Origin of the sequence: Nonomuraea sp. NPDC049028, assembly GCF_043197735.1 — a bacterium.
Taxonomy (GTDB): domain Bacteria; phylum Actinomycetota; class Actinomycetes; order Streptosporangiales; family Streptosporangiaceae; genus Nonomuraea.
This window is the reverse complement of the sequence record NZ_JBICTR010000011.1, coordinates 446,138-461,003: the sequence shown is the minus strand read 5'-3', so window position 1 is coordinate 461,003 and position 14,866 is coordinate 446,138. Positions and strand designations below refer to the sequence as shown.

The window sequence follows — 14,866 nt, the reverse complement described above, 5'->3', positions numbered from 1 at the left end:
CTCGTGCTCTACATCTTCGGCTTCGAGCGGATCGGCGTAGCCGTGAGCGATCTCTACTTCGTCGACCCCAATCCGATGAAGGGCCAGGAGGGCGCCGAGCACGGCGTCCGCCTCGAAGTGCGGATGCTCGAACCAGGGCAGCTGAAGGGCTCCATCTATTCGGCGCGGCCCATCAACCTCGACCGGCCCATCTGGCGCGTCGACCTGCTGGAATCGGTCGACGGCAGCCCCGGCAGCTTCGACCGCACCCACCACCATCCGGCCTTCACCGGATGGGACCCGGGCCCGCGCGTCTTTGACAGGGAGCTGTCGAGCGATCCCCTTCAATGGCTGGCGGGCAAGCTGGCGGACCTGGACGCCGTGCTGGAAAGGGCGGGGGTGGAACGCGACGAGTCGATCGCCGCGGACGTGGCCGAACTGCGCCTGTGCGTCCCCGAGATCGTCGAGAGCGTCAGCCGCCTGCTCACCAGGGTGGCGAAGGGTGAGCTCGGCAGGGCGCCCGGTGAGGGGCCGACCGACAGCGTGCGGGCCAGCTGGCTGTAGGCACGCGCCGGTTAACCTGAGGGGATGATCCTGGGCATCGGCGTGGACGTGGTCGACATCGCGCGGTTCGAGTCGGCGCTGGAACGCACGCCGGGGCTGCGCGAGCGGCTGTTCACCGAGGTCGAACGGCCGCTCGCCGTACACTCGCTGGCGGCCAGGTTCGCCGCCAAGGAGGCCGTCGCCAAGGCGCTCGGCGCGCCGAAGGGGCTCGGGCACCTGGAGGCCGAGGTGCGCTGCGACGAGAGCGGCAAGCCCGAGCTGCGCGTCACCGGCAAGGCCGCCGAGGTCGCCTACGGCCTGGGCGTCAAGCGCTGGCACATCTCGCTCAGCCATGACGCCGGTGTGGCGATGGCCTACGTGATCGCGGAGGGATAGCTTCAGATCATGCGTACCGCCTACACCGCCGACCAGATCAGGACCGCCGAGCGCGCGCTGATGGCGCGGCTGCCCGACGGCACGCTCATGGACCGCGCCGCCACCGGGCTCGCCGCCGTCTGCGCCGGCCTCCTCGGCAAGGTGTACGGCACGCGCGTGCTGCTGCTCATCGGCAGCGGCGACAACGGCGGCGACGCCCTGTACGCCGGGGCCCGCCTGGCCGGGCGTGGCGCCCGGGTCGAGGCCGTCCTGGCGGGCTCCAAGACCCATGAGGCGGGACTGGAGGCGTTCCGCCGGGCGGGTGGCACGATCGCCGGGCCCGACGCCGTCGACCGGGCCGAGCTGATCGTCGACGGGCTGGTGGGGATCGGGGCGACCGGGGCGTTGCGGGAGCCGTACGCGGGGCTGGCCGAGGCGGCCAACGCCGCGCCCGGCCTGGTCGTCGCGGTGGACGTGCCCAGCGGCGTCGACGCGAGCACGGGTCAGGTGGACGGGGCGGCCATCGCGGCGCAGGTGACCGTGACCATGGGCGCGCCCAAGACCGGGCTGCTCATCGATCCGGGCGCGGGCAACGTGGGCGAGATCGAGCTGATCGACATCGGGCTCGGCCCCTACCTGCCCGACCCCGACGTCGTGGCGTTCACCCACCGCGACGTCGACGGCCGGTTGAAGCAGCCGATGGGCGAGTCCGACAAATACCGCAGGGGCGTTCTGGGCGTCGCGGCGGGCAGCGACCGCTACACGGGCGCCGCCGTGCTCGCCGTGGGCGGCGCGCTGCGCGCGGGCGCGGGGATGGTGCGTTACGTGGGGCCGAGCGAGCCGGTGGCCCAGGTACGCACCCACTGGCCCGAAGCGGTCATCACCGAGCTGAGCGAGCCGTCGATCGACGAGGTCGGCCGGGTGCAGGCATGGGTGCTGGGGCCCGGTCTCGGCACCGGCGACTGGGCGCACGAACTGGCCGCCAGGGTGCTGGCCAGTGACGTGCCCGTCCTGATCGACGCCGACGCCCTGACGCTGGTCGCCCGTGACCGGGCGCTGCTCCGGCGTACCGCCCCGGTGCTGATCACGCCGCACGCGGGCGAGCTGTCGCGGCTGCTGGAGGTGGACCGCGAGGCGATCGAGGCGGGCCGGCTCCGGTACGCCCGCCAGGCGGCGGCGGAGCTGGGCGTGACCGTCCTGCTCAAGGGCTCGACCACGGTCGTGGCCGAGCAGGGCCGGCCGGTACGGGTCAACCCGACCGGCACGGCCTGGCTGGCCACCGGCGGCACGGGGGATGTGCTGTCCGGGGTGGCCGGCGCGCTGCTCGCCCAGGGGCTCGACTGCTTCGACGCGGGCTCGTGCGGGGCCTACTTGCACGGGCTGGCCGGCCGGATCGCGGCCGAGGACGCACCCCTGACGGCCGCGGACGTGGCCTCGGCGGTTCCGGTGGCGATCCGTGCGTTGCGCGACTCTTCCAAGTGAGCCGGAGTCCGCCCGGCCGACCTCAGCAGGGGCGATTCGCGCTCGACCACGTGAGCGAGCTGCCAGACTGGAGGGATGACATCCCCGATGGCGACGCCCGCGGAGGCGCGGGTCGATCTGGCCGCGATCAGGCACAACGTGGCGCTGCTCAAGGAGCGCGCGGGCGGCGCCGAAGTGCTGGGAGCCGTCAAGGCCGACGCCTACGGGCACGGGCTCGTACCGACCTCCGAGGCCGTGCTGGAGGGTGGCGCGAGCAGGCTCGGCACCGCCTTCATCCGTGAGGCGCTCGCGCTGCGCGCCGGTGGCATCACCGCGCCACTGCTGGCGTGGATCATCACCCCCGGAGAGCCGCTGGACGAGGCGCTCGAAGCCGAGATCGAGCTGTCGGCGGCCGACGCGCCGGTGCTCGACGAGATCGCCGCCGCGGCGCGGCGCACCGGGCGTACCGCCAAGACGCACCTGGAGGCCGACACCGGCATGAGCAGGGGCGGCGCCCCGCTCGCCGCCTGGCCGGAACTGCTGGCCAGGGCGCTCGCCCTCCAGGCCGAGGGCGCGATCGAGATCGTCGGCCTGTGGTCCCACTTCGCCTGCGCGGACGTGCCGGGGCATGGCTCGATCGACCGGCAGATCGAGGCGTACGAGGCGGCGCTCAAGCAGGCGGAGCAGGCCGGCGCCGCCGGGTCTCACGTCATCAGGCACCTGGCCAACTCCGCCGCGATCCTGACGCTGCCGCGCACCCACTACGACATGGTCCGGCCCGGCATCGCCATGTACGGGCTCAGCCCGGTTCCCGAGCTGGGCGACTTCGGGCTGCGACCGGCGATGACGCTCGTGGCGCGGATCGCTCTGGCCAAGCGGGTGCCGGAGGGCTCGGGAGTGTCCTATGGGCACCTTTATGTCACGAGTTCCGAGACGACGCTTGGGCTGGTGCCGCTCGGGTACGCCGACGGGATCCTCCGGCACGCGACGGGGCGGGCAGAGGTTCTGGCGGGAGGTCGCCGAAGGGCGATAGCCGGCCGGGTGTGCATGGACCAGTTCATGATCGACATGGGTGACGAGCCGCTCGCCGCGGGGGACGAGGTCGTCCTGTTCGGGCCTGGTGGGAGGGGTGAGCCGACCGCTCAGGAGTGGGCGGATAACCTCGGCACGATAACGCATGAGATCGTGACCAGGATCGGTTCGCGGGTGCCGCGGGTGTATAGGGGATCAGGGACATGACGACGACAACACGGCGGAAGGTCGGGATCGCCGGCGCCATCGTCGGTGCCGCTTCGGCCGGTGTGGCGGCGGCGGCGCTGGCCAAGCGCTACGCGGTGGGCCGTATGAGGCTGCGCCCCGACGCCGAGGCGAGCGAGCCGTTCGGCGAGCTGCGCGGCAGGGACCTCACGCTGGTCACCTCCGACAACACGGCGCTGCACGTCGAGATCGACGGGCCCGAGGACGCGCCGCTGACCATCGTGTTCTGCCACGGCTACTGCCTCAGCCTGGAGTCGTGGCACTACCAGCGCCGCGACCTGCGCGACAACCACCGCATGGTGCTGTGGGACCAGCGCTCACACGGCCGCTCGCAGCGCGCCACCGCCGAGGACTGCACGATCGACCGGCTGGGCGACGACCTGGCCGAGGTGATCGAACGCTTCGTGCCCGGCCCGTGCGTGCTGGTCGGCCACTCCATGGGCGGCATGACGATCATGGCGCTGGCCGACCGCCATCCTGAGCTGTTCGGTGACAAGATCCGCGCGGTGTCCCTCATCGCCACCTCGGCGGGCAAGCTGGCCGAGCTCACGCTGGGCCTGCCGGCGCTGCTGTCCAAGGCCGTGCACAAGGTCGCCCCGTCGACGATCTCGCTGCTGGGCCGGCGGGGCTCGTTCGTCGACAAGACCCGCAGCGCGGGCAGCGACATCGCGTTCCTGATGACCCGCTACATGGGCTTCGGCGACTCCAAGAACGTCAGCCCCACCCTGGTCGACTTCGCCGAGACGATGATCAGGGCGACGCCGACCGAGGTGTTCGCCAACTTCTACCCCGCGCTGATGAACCACGACAAACTGGCCGCCCTCGACGTGCTCGACCCGGTCCCGACCGCGATCCTGGTCGGCGACAAGGACTGGCTCACCCCGCCCGAGCACAGCAAGGCGATCGCCGCCGCGCTGCCCAACGCCCAGCTCACCGAGGTGCCCGACACCTCGCACCTGATCCAGCTGGAGCGCCCGGGCGTGGTCAACGACGCGCTGCGCGACCTGATCAAGCGAGTGGAGTTGTAGTGGCCGAACGGCTTCCGACCGCCGAGGACATGCGCGCCTACGGCGCCCGGCTGGCCGCCGGCCTCCGGGCGGGCGACCTGCTGATCCTGTCCGGCCCGCTCGGCGCGGGCAAGACCACGCTCGTGCAGGGCATCGCCGAAGGGCTCAAGGTACGCGGCCCGATCACCTCGCCCACGTTCGTGATCGCCAGAGTGCACCCGTCGCTGCGCCAGGGGCCGCCGCTCGTCCACGCCGACGCCTACCGGCTGGGCGGTGACCTGGAGGTCGACGACCTCGACCTCGACGCCTCGCTGGAGGAGTCGGTGACGGTCGTGGAGTGGGGCGAGGGACTGGTCGAGGGGCTGTCCGACGACCGCCTGGAGATCCACATCGACCGCGAGAGCGGGGACGACGCCCGCCTGGTGACGCTGCGCGGCGTCGGGGCGCGATGGGCCGACACGCCGTCCGAACCTGCGGAAAAGTAAAATCCGCCCTGTCTTCCGGCAAAGCTGCCACCCTTGACGTACCTCACCATCGATAGAAAACATGATCATTGGTAAGGGATTCGCCCAGAAATTCTGGGTATCAGGAGGGGCGGCGTCCACTTTTTTGGTGGATGCTTGGTGCAGGACGGCGCGGAGTGGGGTGCGGCGGTGCTCAGGGTCAGGCGAGTCGCGTACGCGGGAGCCATCGTCATGATCGGTGCGGTCGGCTGCTCGGCCTCCGCGCAGACCTCAGCGACTCCCACACCCTCGGCCTCGGCCACCGGCTCGGTCAGCGCCACGCCGACCGCCACCGTGAGCAGGAAGCCCATCCTGGTCGAGCTCAGCCCCGCCAAGGTCACCGCGGGTGAGACCTCGAAGGTGTGGATCTTAGCCAATTGCCCCGTCCCCAGCGGCGGCCCCGCGCACACCGGCACCGCCACGTCCAAGGCGTTCATCAACGGCGTGTCGCTGACCACCGCGCCGACGTCCTCGACGGCCACGCCCGCCCCGACCGGCACCGCGGCCGGCAACCCGTGGGTACGCGGCGAGGCGCAGGTGTCGGGCACGGTCAAGCGCGGCACCTACCCGGTCGAGGTCAAGTGCGACGGCACCAACGACACCGGCAAGGCCACCCTGCGCGTCGTCAGCGCGACCGCTGACACCTCCGACGACAGCTCCACCAAGGCGCCCACGAAGGCGCCCAGAGCGGGCGGCGGCGGCACCTTCGGCAAGGACGTGGACGAGGGTTCGGGGATGCCGGTCGGCGGCGTACTGGTCGGTGCGGCCGTGCTGGCGGCGGCCGGGCTGCTGATCAAGCGCCGCGTCCGGGGCTAGCCGATGGCCCGCCCTGGACGGGTGGTCATCGCGGGCGCCGTCACCGGCCTGGTGCTGGTCGCGTTCGGCAGGTCCTATCAGGCCACCACCAAGTCGGCCGGCTCCGTCGTGCCCGAGAGCATCGACATTCCGTCGATCGAGGTCGAGGCGCCGCTGATGAAGCTCGGCCTGAGCAAGGACGGCGAGGTCGAGCTGCCGCCGTACGAGAAGCCCAAGATGGCCGGCTGGTACACCGGCAGCGCGGTGCCCGGCGACAAAGGCGCCTCGGTCATCATCGGCCACGTCGACACCAAGACGGCCCCGGCGGTGTTCTTCAAGCTCAGGCAGGTACGCAAGGGCGAGATCGTCAAGGTCGAGCGGAGTGACGGCAAGGTCGTCAAGTACAAGGTCGACTCGGTCGAGCAGGTGTCGAAGGACCACTTCCCGGCCAAGCGGGTGTACATCGAGGACGGCCTGAAGCTGGTGACTTGCGGCGGCAAGTTCGACTATGCCAAGGGCGAATACGTCGACAACATCATCGTCTACGCTTCCAGAGCGTGAGCGAGGAGACCGATCCGCCCGCGTCGGGCACGCGCGTTCCCTGGCCGGAGGTGCATCCGGCGGCCCGCGCCGCCGTCGAGGAGTTCCTCGGCGCCCCTGTGACCGAGGCCGTGACGCAGACGGGCGGGTTCTCGCCCGCGGCGGCCGTACGGCTGCGCGCCGCGAACGGCCGGCGCGTCTTCGTCAAGGCCGTCGGCCCGGAGCCGAACCCCGACAGCGTCCGCCTCTACCAGGCCGAACGCAGAATCGCCGCCGCACTTCCCGAGTCCGTGCCCGCGCCGCGGCTGCTGACCTCTTTCGAGATCGAGGGCTGGGTGGTGCTCGTCTTCGAGGACGTCGAGGGCCGCCACCCCGAGCTGCCCTGGCGCCGCGCCGAGCTCGACCGGGTGATGGGGGCCGTGCGGCGCATGTCGGCCGCGCTCACACCCGCGCCGATCGAGGCGCCGCCGGTCGCGGAGGTGTTCGACAAGGCGTTCCGGGGCTGGCGCAGGCTGCTCGGGGAGGACACCACCGGTCTCGATCCGTGGGCGCTGCGCCACCTCGGCGCGCTGGCCGAGCTGGAGTCCGGCTGGGCCGCGGCCGCCGCCGGCGACACGCTGCTCCACGCCGACCTCCGGGCCGACAACCTGCTGCTCACCGAGGAACGCGTCTACGTGGTCGACTGGCCGTGGGCCTGCGTCGGCGCTGCCTGGTTCGATTCCCTGGCCATGCTGCCCTCGGTCGCCATGCAGGGCGGCCCCGCGCCGGAGGAGCTCTTCCCCGACCCCGATCCCGCCGCCACGGCGGTGATCGCCGCGTTCACCGGCTACCTGGTACGGCAGGGCCGGCAGCCGCCGCCACCCGGCCTGCCCACGCTCAGGGCGTTCCAGCGGGCGCAGGGCGTCGTGTCGCTCGACTGGCTGAAACAGCGCACCGGCTGGGAGTGACTCTCTTGACCGGCTGAAACTGTGCACCGGCCGGGCGTGACCCGGCGGGCGGGTAGGCTAAACAGTCGTGCTGGTCCTGGCCTTTGATACCGCGACGCCCGCCGTCACGGCCGCGCTCCACGACGGGCGGCGTGTCCTCGCCGAGTCGACGACGATCGACGCCCGGCGACACGGTGAGCTGCTCATCCCCACCATCGAGACCGTGCTGCGGGAGGCGGGTGCCGCCCTGTCCGAGGTCACCGCCGTCGTGGCGGGCAGCGGACCGGGCCCCTACACCGGGCTGCGTGTCGGGCTGATGACCGCGCAGGGGCTCGCCACCACGCTGGCCGTCCCCGCGTACGGCATCTGCACCCTCGACGCCGTCGCCTACGGCAGCGGGCTCGCCGAGCCGTTCCTGGTCGCCACCGACGCGCGGCGCAAGGAGGTGTTCTGGGCCCGCTACTCCGACGCGCGCACCCGGCTCGACGGGCCGTTCGTCGACCGGCCCGCCGAGGTGCCGGTGGAGGGCCTGCCCGTGGTGGGTGCCGGTGCCGGGCTCTACCCCGACATCCTGGGGCAATCCGACGCTCCGCCGTACCCCTATGCCGGTTTCCTGGCCGCCCTGGCGGCCGAGCGCATCGCGGCCGGGGAGCAGCTCGGCCCGCCGCGCCCGATCTACCTGCGGCGGCCCGACGCGGTGGTGCCCGGCGCCCCCAAGAGGGTGACGGCGTGAAACCCCGGCAGGTGGACGTGCGGCTCCGGCAGATGACCGAGGCCGATCTGCCGGCGGTCATGGCGATCGAGCGCGACACCTTCCCGCTCGACGCGTGGAGCGAGGCCATGCTCCGCGGCGAGCTGGCCGACCAGCCGCGGACCAGGCACTACGTGGTGGCCCTCGTCGACCGGGAGATCGTCGGCTACGCGGGCCTGGCCGCCGCGGCCGACCAGGCCGACGTCCAGACCATCGCGGTCGTCCAACCGCACCAGGGCACCGGCATCGGCGGCGCCATGCTGGCGGAGCTGCTGGCCGAGGCCGGTCGGCGCGCGGTGCGGGAGATCTTCCTGGAAGTACGGGCCGACAACCCGCAGGCGCGGGGGGTCTACGAGCACTTCGAGTTCGAGGTGATCGGCCGGCGCCGCCGCTACTACGACGACGGCACCGACGCGATCATGATGAGAAGGAAGCTGGATGGCTGACGCACCCCTGGTTCTCGGCATCGAGACGTCCTGCGACGAGACCGGCATCGGCATCGTCAGGGGCCACACGCTGCTGGCCAACACGATCGCCTCCAGCATGGAGGAGCACGCCAGGTTCGGCGGCGTCGTGCCGGAGGTCGCCTCGCGGGCCCACCTGGAGGCGATGACGCCGACGGTGGAGGCCGCGCTGGCGCAGGCCGGGCTGAAGTTCTCCGACATCGACGCGATAGCCGTCACGGCCGGTCCCGGGCTGGCCGGGGCGCTGCTCGTCGGCGTCGCCGCGGCCAAGTCCTACTCGCTCGGCCTCGGTGTGCCCCTCTACGGCGTCAACCACCTGGCCGCCCACGTCGCCGTCGACCAGCTCGAACACGGCCCGCTGCCCAAACCGTGCATCGCCCTGCTGGTCTCGGGCGGCCACTCGTCGCTGCTGCTCGTGCCCGACGTGGCCGAAGACGTGATCTCGCTCGGCTCCACCGTCGACGACGCGGCCGGGGAGGCGTTCGACAAGGTGGCACGGGTGCTCGGCCTGCCGTTCCCCGGCGGCCCGCACATCGACAAAGCCGCCACCTCCGGGTCGGGCACGGCCGTCGCCTTCCCCCGGGGCAAGATCGACGACGGCACGCTCGACTTCTCCTTCTCCGGGCTGAAGACCGCCGTGGCGCGCTGGGTGGAGGCCCGCGAGTCGGCCGGTGAGTCCATTCACGTACCCGACGTGGCGGCCTCCTTCCAGGAGGCCGTGGTCGACGTGCTGACCCGCAAGGCGCTCCAGGCCTGCCGCAAGTACGAGGTGCGTGACCTGCTGATCGGCGGGGGTGTCGCGGCCAACTCCAGGCTGCGCGCCCTGGCCCAGGAGCGGTGCGACGCGGCGGGCGTACGCCTGCGCGTGCCCCGGCCCGGACTGTGCACCGACAACGGCGCCATGGTCGCCGCCCTGGGCTCCGACCTGGTCGCGGCGGCCATCACCCCGTCGACGCTGGACATCCCCGCCGACTCGTCGATGCCGATCACGACCGTTCACGTTTGAGTCCCGTGCGATAGGTGGGGTAGGCGGGGATCCAGCCGAGTTCCCGCTTCGCGCGGTCGCTGGAGAGCCGGATGCGCACGCCGGTCATGAAGGCGTGGATGTACGGCGTCGGCCGCAGCAGCCAGCCGGGCACCCGTAGCGGTGCGGGCGCGTTCGCCGCCTCGGCCAGCGCCCGGACATATGCGTCGAAGCTCACCGGCTCGTCGTCCGCGATGTTGTACGCCCGCCCGGCCCCGCCCCGGTCCAGCGCGGCGACGGCGGCCGAGGCGGCGTCATGGACGTGCACGAGCGAGATGACGCCGGCCGGGTGGACCTCCGGCAGCATTCGCCGCCGCGCCATGGCCATCATCTTCCGCGTCGTCACCTCGGGGCCGTAGAACAGGCCGTAGCGCAGGGAGACGCCGTCGATGCCCGGCGTGTTGAACACCTGCTCCTCGTTGGCCCGAATCGTCCTCATGTGCACGCCAAAGGGGCCTCTGGCGGGCTCGGCGAACGGCCGGTCCTCGGTCACCGGCTCCGGGCCGTGGTCGCGGTAGCCGTACCCGAGGAAGAACGACTGCGTGACGAAGCGGTGCGCGCCGACCTCCTTGGCGGCCGCGATCAGGTTGGCCGTGCCCCGGTCGCGCAGCGCGCCCGTCGGATACAGCTGGCGGTGGAACAGCGGCAGGCCGGTGATCGCCGTGGCCTGGTGCATCACCGCGTCGGCCTGGTGACCCTTCACCGCGGCGAGCAGGGCGTCGCGGTCCATCATGTCCGCGACCAGGCCGGTCGCGCCCGCCTCCGCCAGTTTGGCGGCACCGCGCTCGGAACGGGTGAGGCCGAGCACCGAGTGGCCGGCGGCGAGCAGCTGCGGTATCAGCTCGGTGCCGATGGTGCCGGTGGCTCCTGCCAGAAGTACCTTCATGCCTGCTCTGTCTCCTTGTGCGTCGTGGGGTCCTCATTCAACGGATGCGTGGCGGGGTGCCGGATGTGACATGCCGAGCTGTCAGGTGCCCGCTGCGTGTCTGGTCCACGTGCCCGTTACGGTGGGCCGAAACCGTCTCCCAAAGATCTGGAGGGGGCTGTGGCCGATGCTGACGCGGTGTTCGGAGAGCACCGGAGCCTGCTGTTCACGCTGGCCTACGACATGCTCGGCAGCGTGGCCGACGCCGAGGACGTCGTGCAGGACACCTGGCTGCGCTGGGCCGGTGTCGACCTGGCCCAAGTGAGCAATCCGCGGGCCTATCTGATCCGCATCGCCGTCCGGCGGTCCCTGGAGCGGCTGCGCGGCCTGCGCGCCGCCAGAGAGGACTACACAGGCCCGTGGCTGCCCGAGCCACTGGTGACCGCCGACTACCCCGTGACGGCCGCTGAGAACGTCACCACGGGCCTGCTGGTCGTACTGGAGACGCTGTCGCCTCTGGAACGGGCGGCGTTCGTGCTGCGGGAGGCGTTCGGGTTCGAGCACGCCGAGATCGCCCGCATCCTCGACCGCACACCGGCGGCGGCGCGCCAGCTCGCCCGCCGGGCCCGCGAACACGTCCGCTCCCGTCGCCCGCGCTACCCGGCCGACCCCCGGGTGGCGCGCGAGGTGGCGGAGCGCTTCGTCGCGGCGATGGCGGGCGGCAGCCTCGCCGACCTCCTGGCGGTGCTGTCTCCCGACGTCACCATGTGGAACGACGGCGGTGGCCGCGTGCACGCCTCACTACGCCCGATTCACGGCTCGGACCGGGTGTCCCGCGTACTCATGGGCATCGGGCCCAGGTACGTGGACCTGGACCTCCTCTGGACGGCTGGGCCGACGTTCCTGCTGCTGGCCGGGGGTCAGGTCCGGGTCGCGCTGACCGTGGAACCGGACGAGACGGGCACTCGGGTGGGCGGGCTGTATGCGCTGGTCAACCCGGACAAGCTTGCACATGTGCGTCGACCTGCTCGCGTTGGGTCGCGCGCCATGGCTGTGTCGGACGGGTAGCTCAGTCTTTTCTCGTGGGGCGGAGGAGGGCTTCGGCGAGGGCGAGCATGGTCTCCTCCAGAGCGCCCAGACGCCTGGTGAGGTCGGTGGTGGCGGGCTCGACGATGTCGGTCACCGTCTGGGTGAGCTCGGTGCGGTCGGGGCGGGCCGCGACCAGCTCCGTGAGCACCGCCGCGGCGGCGGCCAGGCGCTCGCCCTGGTGGGTGGTCTGCGAGTCGAGGAGCTCGCCCACCCGCTCGCCGATGCTGAGCGTCGCGGGCAGCTGGCCGATGCGCTGATTGACGGCCTCGATCCGGTCGTCGACGGCTTCGAGGTGCTCACCGGCCTGCTCGGCGCGCTGGGCGAGGCCGGTCAGGTGGGTTTCCACGCCGTTGAGCTGGGTGCCGAGACCGTCGAAGCGGGTGGTCACCCGCTCCTCCACCTCGCCCAGGCGTTCGTCGAGCGTGTCCATGCCGTTGTCGAGCTGGTTGAAGCGGCCCTCGTTGCGGGTGGCGGAGTCGATGAGGTGGCGGTCGGCGGCGGCCAGGCGTTCGTCGAGCCGGATGAAGTGGCCGTCGACGCGGCCGTCGAGCGTGTCGAAGCGGTTGTCGTGGCGGGACAGGTGGCCGTTCACGGTGGTCAGATGTCCGCTTACCGTGCTCAGATGGCCGTTGACCGTGGTCAGGTGCTCGTCGACGCCGCCGAGCCGGCTGTCGAGGGCGCCGTGGACGTCGAGGAGCTTGCCGTCGACGCCGTCGAGGCGCCCGGCCACGCGCTGCTCGCTCTCGTCGAGGCGGCCCGCCAGGCGCTGCTCGGTCTGGTCGAGGCGGCTTGCCGCGCTCTGCTGGGTGTCGTCGAGGAGTTCGGTCAGGGTCTGCCCAGTTTCGTGGAGCCGGGCGGTCAGCGCCTGCTCGGCCTCGTCGAGGCGGTCGGCCAGGCCCTGCTCGGACTCGCCCAGACGGGCGGTGAGGCCCTTTTCGGCCCGGTCGAGGTGCGTGGTCAGGCTCTGCTCGGTCCTGTCCAGGCGGCCGGTGAGCCGCTGGTCCAGGTCGGTCAGTAGGTCCTCGGTCTCGCCCAGGCGTACGGAGAGGCGCTGCTCGGTGCCGTCCACCTGGGCGACGAGCCGGTCCGTGGCCGCGGTGAGCTTGCCGCCGAGCTGGTGGGCGGCGGCGGTGAGCTTGCCGTCGAGCTGCTCGGCGTTGGCGGCCAGCTTGCCGTCGAAGCTGTCGGGCAGCTCCAGCAGCGCGCCTTCGATGCGGTCCGTACGGGCGGTCAGCTCGGCGAGCGACTTGTCGATGCGGCTGAAGCGGCCGGCGGCGGCCTCCATGCCCGTGTTGAGGTGACCCAGCCTGACGCCCAGGTCGCTCATCCGCTTGGTGATGCCCTCCGTGAAGTCGAGGACCGCCTGCAGCTTCTTGAGCACCTCGTCCACGTTGTCGCCGACGGTGCCGACCTCGGCCCAGAGCCCCGGCAACTCCGCCACCGGCGCGACCCGCTGGTGAACCGACTCCACATGCGCGTCAACGGTGCCCACCTGCTCGCCGACGGCGTCGACGTGGTCGCGTACCGCCTCGACATGCTGGGCAAGGCCCTCCGCCCACATCGGCGGTTTGGCCGCGATGTCGTCAAGTCGCCCGCTCACCGTTTCGAGCGTGCCGCTCAGACCCCCCAACTCCCGCTCGCGGACCTCCCTGAGCAGCCACTCCATACCCTCAAGGCGCTGGCGGATCTCGTCGAGGACGGCACCCTGGGTCCGCTGCTCGTAGACGTGGTCCTGAGACGCACGCGCGAGCAGGTCCCGCATCCTTTCGGAGATGGCGGAATCGCCGCCTGCCTGTAGAAGGGTGGTGTGGTTGGCGTGATCCACCGAAAGGCTCCTTCGCTCGCCGACGGTCTGCCGCGCAGCGGTGGGATAGGTCCGGTTTGCAGATGAAACGAGAACGCGGCTAATCGCCAAAGGGGGAGGACTCCCGCGTGCTCACCTTAGCCGCTCGATCAAGGTCCGTCAGGAGCGAAGTAAAAGATCGGGGTTGGCCCGATAATGCCCTAGTTTGCCATTTATGCAGGTGGGGCGGGGTGACAAATCAGGGCGGAAGGCTTATCCATGATGCGGGTAAGTATGATTACCGCAGATTTGTCACCCGAAAGTCGCAGGTCATTTCTGAGTCGTTCGATGTCGACCGCCGAGGCTCGCTTCTTGATGACGACATTTCCGACTTGCCGCTCGCGGAGAGTAGCGCGGAGGCGCTTCAGCGAGAACGGCAGCACTTCTTCCACCGCGTAACGCGCGGCCCATGGGGTGTCGAACGGCTCGTCGCCGGTGATGTAGGCGATCATCGGGTCGGGGAGGCGGCCGCCGACCAGCTCGGCGACCTCCCCGACGAGGTGCGCGCGGATCGCGGCCCCGTCGGGTTCGTACACGAAGCGACCGACGGGGCCGGTCGGCGCCTCGGTCCCGCGGGCGACGAGCGTCTCGCCGCCGGGCAGCAACGTCGCCCGCCGCGTCGGCCCTTCGCCTCGCGTCGGCCCCTCGGCCCGCGTCGCCCCTTCGGCGGGGCCGGTCCAGAGGGCTGCCTCCTTCACCTCGCCCTTGTACGACACCCACTCGGCTTCGGCCTCGCCCGGGATGAACTCGTACGGGATGCCCGGAGCCACCTTCAAGCAGGCCCGCCGAGCCCTGGCGACCAGGTCGAGCACGACCGGCCACGGCGGCGAGTAGGCCATGGGGTCGAACGTCCTGCCGCGGCTGGTCCGGCGGGCGGGGTCGGCGAACAGCCAGTCGTAGTCCTCCGGAGAGACCGTCGCGGCGTCCGCCTGGCGTACGGTGACCCGATCCGCGAGCCCGAGCGCCTCCGCGTTGACCCGGGCGACGGCGACGGTCAGCGGGTCGAGGTCCACGGCGTCCACGACGCAACCGGCGCGGGCCAGCGCGAGGAAGTCGCCGCCGATGCCGCAGCAGACGTCCACGACCCGCGTCCCGCCGGCGGTTCCGGCCAGGCGGCGGGCCCGGTGGGCGCCGACCTCGGCTCGGGTGGCCTGCTCCAGACCGTGCGGAGTGAAGTACATGAGTGCCGCGTCGGCGCCGAACTTGGCCTTGGCGCGCTCGCGCAGCGCCGCCTGGGTGAGCGCGGCCGAAGTGAGGCCGGCGTCGTACGACCTGCGCAGCCTCGTCGCCGCGGCCACCGGATCGGCGCCCACCACCTCGACGGCCTCGGCGAGTGCGCGCTGCCCGCGCGGGGTGAGCAACTCGGTGAAGGCGTCGAGATCCACGTCACCCGACGTTAGCGCCTCCCCGCCGCACTCCAGCCTGCGGCCGTGCGCGTACGGTG

Annotated in this window: 16 protein-coding genes; 13 read left to right on the top strand and 3 right to left on the bottom strand. The window is 71.7% G+C overall.

What is annotated here, in order from left to right; all coding sequences use genetic code 11:
- Positions 1-3: 3 nt before the first annotated feature.
- The 12 genes from ACGFJ2_RS41125 (at position 4) to tsaD (ending at position 9,607) form a co-directional block, all read left to right on the top strand.
- Complete coding sequence (locus ACGFJ2_RS41125; protein ID WP_357948240.1) at positions 4-543, top strand: hypothetical protein; 540 nt, start codon at positions 4-6, stop codon at positions 541-543.
- A gap of 24 nt (positions 544-567) precedes the next feature.
- Entirely contained in the window at positions 568-918 is a 351-nt protein-coding gene (locus ACGFJ2_RS41120) for a holo-ACP synthase (RefSeq protein WP_225293879.1), read from the top strand.
- 9 nt (positions 919-927) lie between these two features.
- Positions 928-2,379 (top strand): NAD(P)H-hydrate dehydratase, encoded by a 1,452-nt coding sequence (locus tag ACGFJ2_RS41115; RefSeq protein ID WP_393477806.1) that lies wholly within the window; start codon positions 928-930, stop codon positions 2,377-2,379.
- Positions 2,380-2,466: 87 nt separating this feature from the next.
- A complete protein-coding gene (gene alr / locus ACGFJ2_RS41110) occupies positions 2,467-3,597 on the top strand; it encodes an alanine racemase (RefSeq protein ID WP_357949468.1) in 1,131 nt (376 codons plus the stop codon).
- Entirely contained in the window at positions 3,594-4,643 is a 1,050-nt protein-coding gene (locus ACGFJ2_RS41105; protein ID WP_357948245.1) for an alpha/beta hydrolase, read from the top strand. Before alr ends, ACGFJ2_RS41105 begins: the two co-directional genes overlap by 4 nt.
- On the top strand, positions 4,643-5,107 hold the full coding sequence (gene tsaE / locus ACGFJ2_RS41100) for a tRNA (adenosine(37)-N6)-threonylcarbamoyltransferase complex ATPase subunit type 1 TsaE (RefSeq protein ID WP_357948248.1): 465 nt from the start codon (positions 4,643-4,645) through the stop codon (positions 5,105-5,107). Before ACGFJ2_RS41105 ends, tsaE begins: the two co-directional genes overlap by 1 nt.
- A 138-nt stretch (positions 5,108-5,245) precedes the next feature.
- Positions 5,246-5,941, top strand: a complete 696-nt coding sequence (locus tag ACGFJ2_RS41095; protein WP_357948251.1) for a hypothetical protein — start codon at positions 5,246-5,248, stop codon at positions 5,939-5,941.
- Positions 5,942-5,944: 3 nt separating this feature from the next.
- A complete protein-coding gene (locus ACGFJ2_RS41090) occupies positions 5,945-6,481 on the top strand; it encodes a class F sortase (RefSeq protein ID WP_225293872.1) in 537 nt (178 codons plus the stop codon).
- Positions 6,478-7,407 (top strand): phosphotransferase, encoded by a 930-nt coding sequence (locus ACGFJ2_RS41085; protein WP_393477801.1) that lies wholly within the window; start codon positions 6,478-6,480, stop codon positions 7,405-7,407. Before ACGFJ2_RS41090 ends, ACGFJ2_RS41085 begins: the two co-directional genes overlap by 4 nt.
- Before the next feature lie 67 nt (positions 7,408-7,474).
- Positions 7,475-8,119 (top strand): tRNA (adenosine(37)-N6)-threonylcarbamoyltransferase complex dimerization subunit type 1 TsaB, encoded by a 645-nt coding sequence (tsaB, locus tag ACGFJ2_RS41080; RefSeq protein WP_393477799.1) that lies wholly within the window; start codon positions 7,475-7,477, stop codon positions 8,117-8,119.
- A complete protein-coding gene (rimI, locus tag ACGFJ2_RS41075; protein ID WP_393477796.1) occupies positions 8,116-8,583 on the top strand; it encodes a ribosomal protein S18-alanine N-acetyltransferase in 468 nt (155 codons plus the stop codon). The genes tsaB and rimI overlap by 4 nt, the downstream gene beginning before the upstream one ends.
- Positions 8,576-9,607, top strand: a complete 1,032-nt coding sequence (tsaD, locus tag ACGFJ2_RS41070; protein WP_393477792.1) for a tRNA (adenosine(37)-N6)-threonylcarbamoyltransferase complex transferase subunit TsaD — start codon at positions 8,576-8,578, stop codon at positions 9,605-9,607. Before rimI ends, tsaD begins: the two co-directional genes overlap by 8 nt.
- Here the strand turns inward: tsaD and ACGFJ2_RS41065 are convergent.
- Positions 9,588-10,511, bottom strand: coding sequence for an NAD(P)-dependent oxidoreductase (locus ACGFJ2_RS41065; protein ID WP_357948264.1), 924 nt, complete (start codon positions 10,509-10,511; stop codon positions 9,588-9,590). The two genes, tsaD and ACGFJ2_RS41065, sit on opposite strands and share 20 nt — an antisense overlap.
- A gap of 159 nt (positions 10,512-10,670) precedes the next feature.
- Between ACGFJ2_RS41065 and sigJ the strand changes: the two genes are divergently transcribed.
- The gene (gene sigJ, locus ACGFJ2_RS41060; protein WP_393477789.1) at positions 10,671-11,558 is read left to right on the top strand and encodes an RNA polymerase sigma factor SigJ; all 888 of its coding nucleotides are present in this window, start codon (positions 10,671-10,673) and stop codon (positions 11,556-11,558) included.
- 1 nt (position 11,559) lies between these two features.
- On the opposite strand, the gene ACGFJ2_RS41055 is transcribed toward sigJ, so the two are convergent.
- Positions 11,560-13,404: a hypothetical protein gene (locus tag ACGFJ2_RS41055; RefSeq protein ID WP_393477787.1), complete on the bottom strand. Its 1,845-nt coding sequence runs from the start codon at positions 13,402-13,404 to the stop codon at positions 11,560-11,562.
- Positions 13,405-13,595: 191 nt separating this feature from the next.
- Positions 13,596-14,807 (bottom strand): methyltransferase domain-containing protein, encoded by a 1,212-nt coding sequence (locus tag ACGFJ2_RS41050; RefSeq protein ID WP_393477784.1) that lies wholly within the window; start codon positions 14,805-14,807, stop codon positions 13,596-13,598.
- Positions 14,808-14,866 lie beyond the last annotated feature (59 nt).

What these genes read in the sequence shown, in the direction of transcription:
- ACGFJ2_RS41120 (WP_225293879.1), top strand. Translation starts at nt 568, where the DNA reads ATGATCCTGGGCATCGGCGTGGACGTGGTCGACATCGCGCGGTTCGAG.
- ACGFJ2_RS41115 (WP_393477806.1), top strand. Translation starts at nt 928, where the DNA reads ATGCGTACCGCCTACACCGCCGACCAGATCAGGACCGCCGAGCGCGCG.
- alr (WP_357949468.1), top strand. Translation starts at nt 2,467, where the DNA reads ATGGCGACGCCCGCGGAGGCGCGGGTCGATCTGGCCGCGATCAGGCAC.
- ACGFJ2_RS41105 (WP_357948245.1), top strand. Translation starts at nt 3,594, where the DNA reads ATGACGACGACAACACGGCGGAAGGTCGGGATCGCCGGCGCCATCGTC.
- ACGFJ2_RS41090 (WP_225293872.1), top strand. Translation starts at nt 5,945, where the DNA reads ATGGCCCGCCCTGGACGGGTGGTCATCGCGGGCGCCGTCACCGGCCTG.
- tsaD (WP_393477792.1), top strand. Translation starts at nt 8,576, where the DNA reads ATGGCTGACGCACCCCTGGTTCTCGGCATCGAGACGTCCTGCGACGAG.
- ACGFJ2_RS41065 (WP_357948264.1), bottom strand. Translation starts at nt 10,511, where the DNA reads ATGAAGGTACTTCTGGCAGGAGCCACCGGCACCATCGGCACCGAGCTG.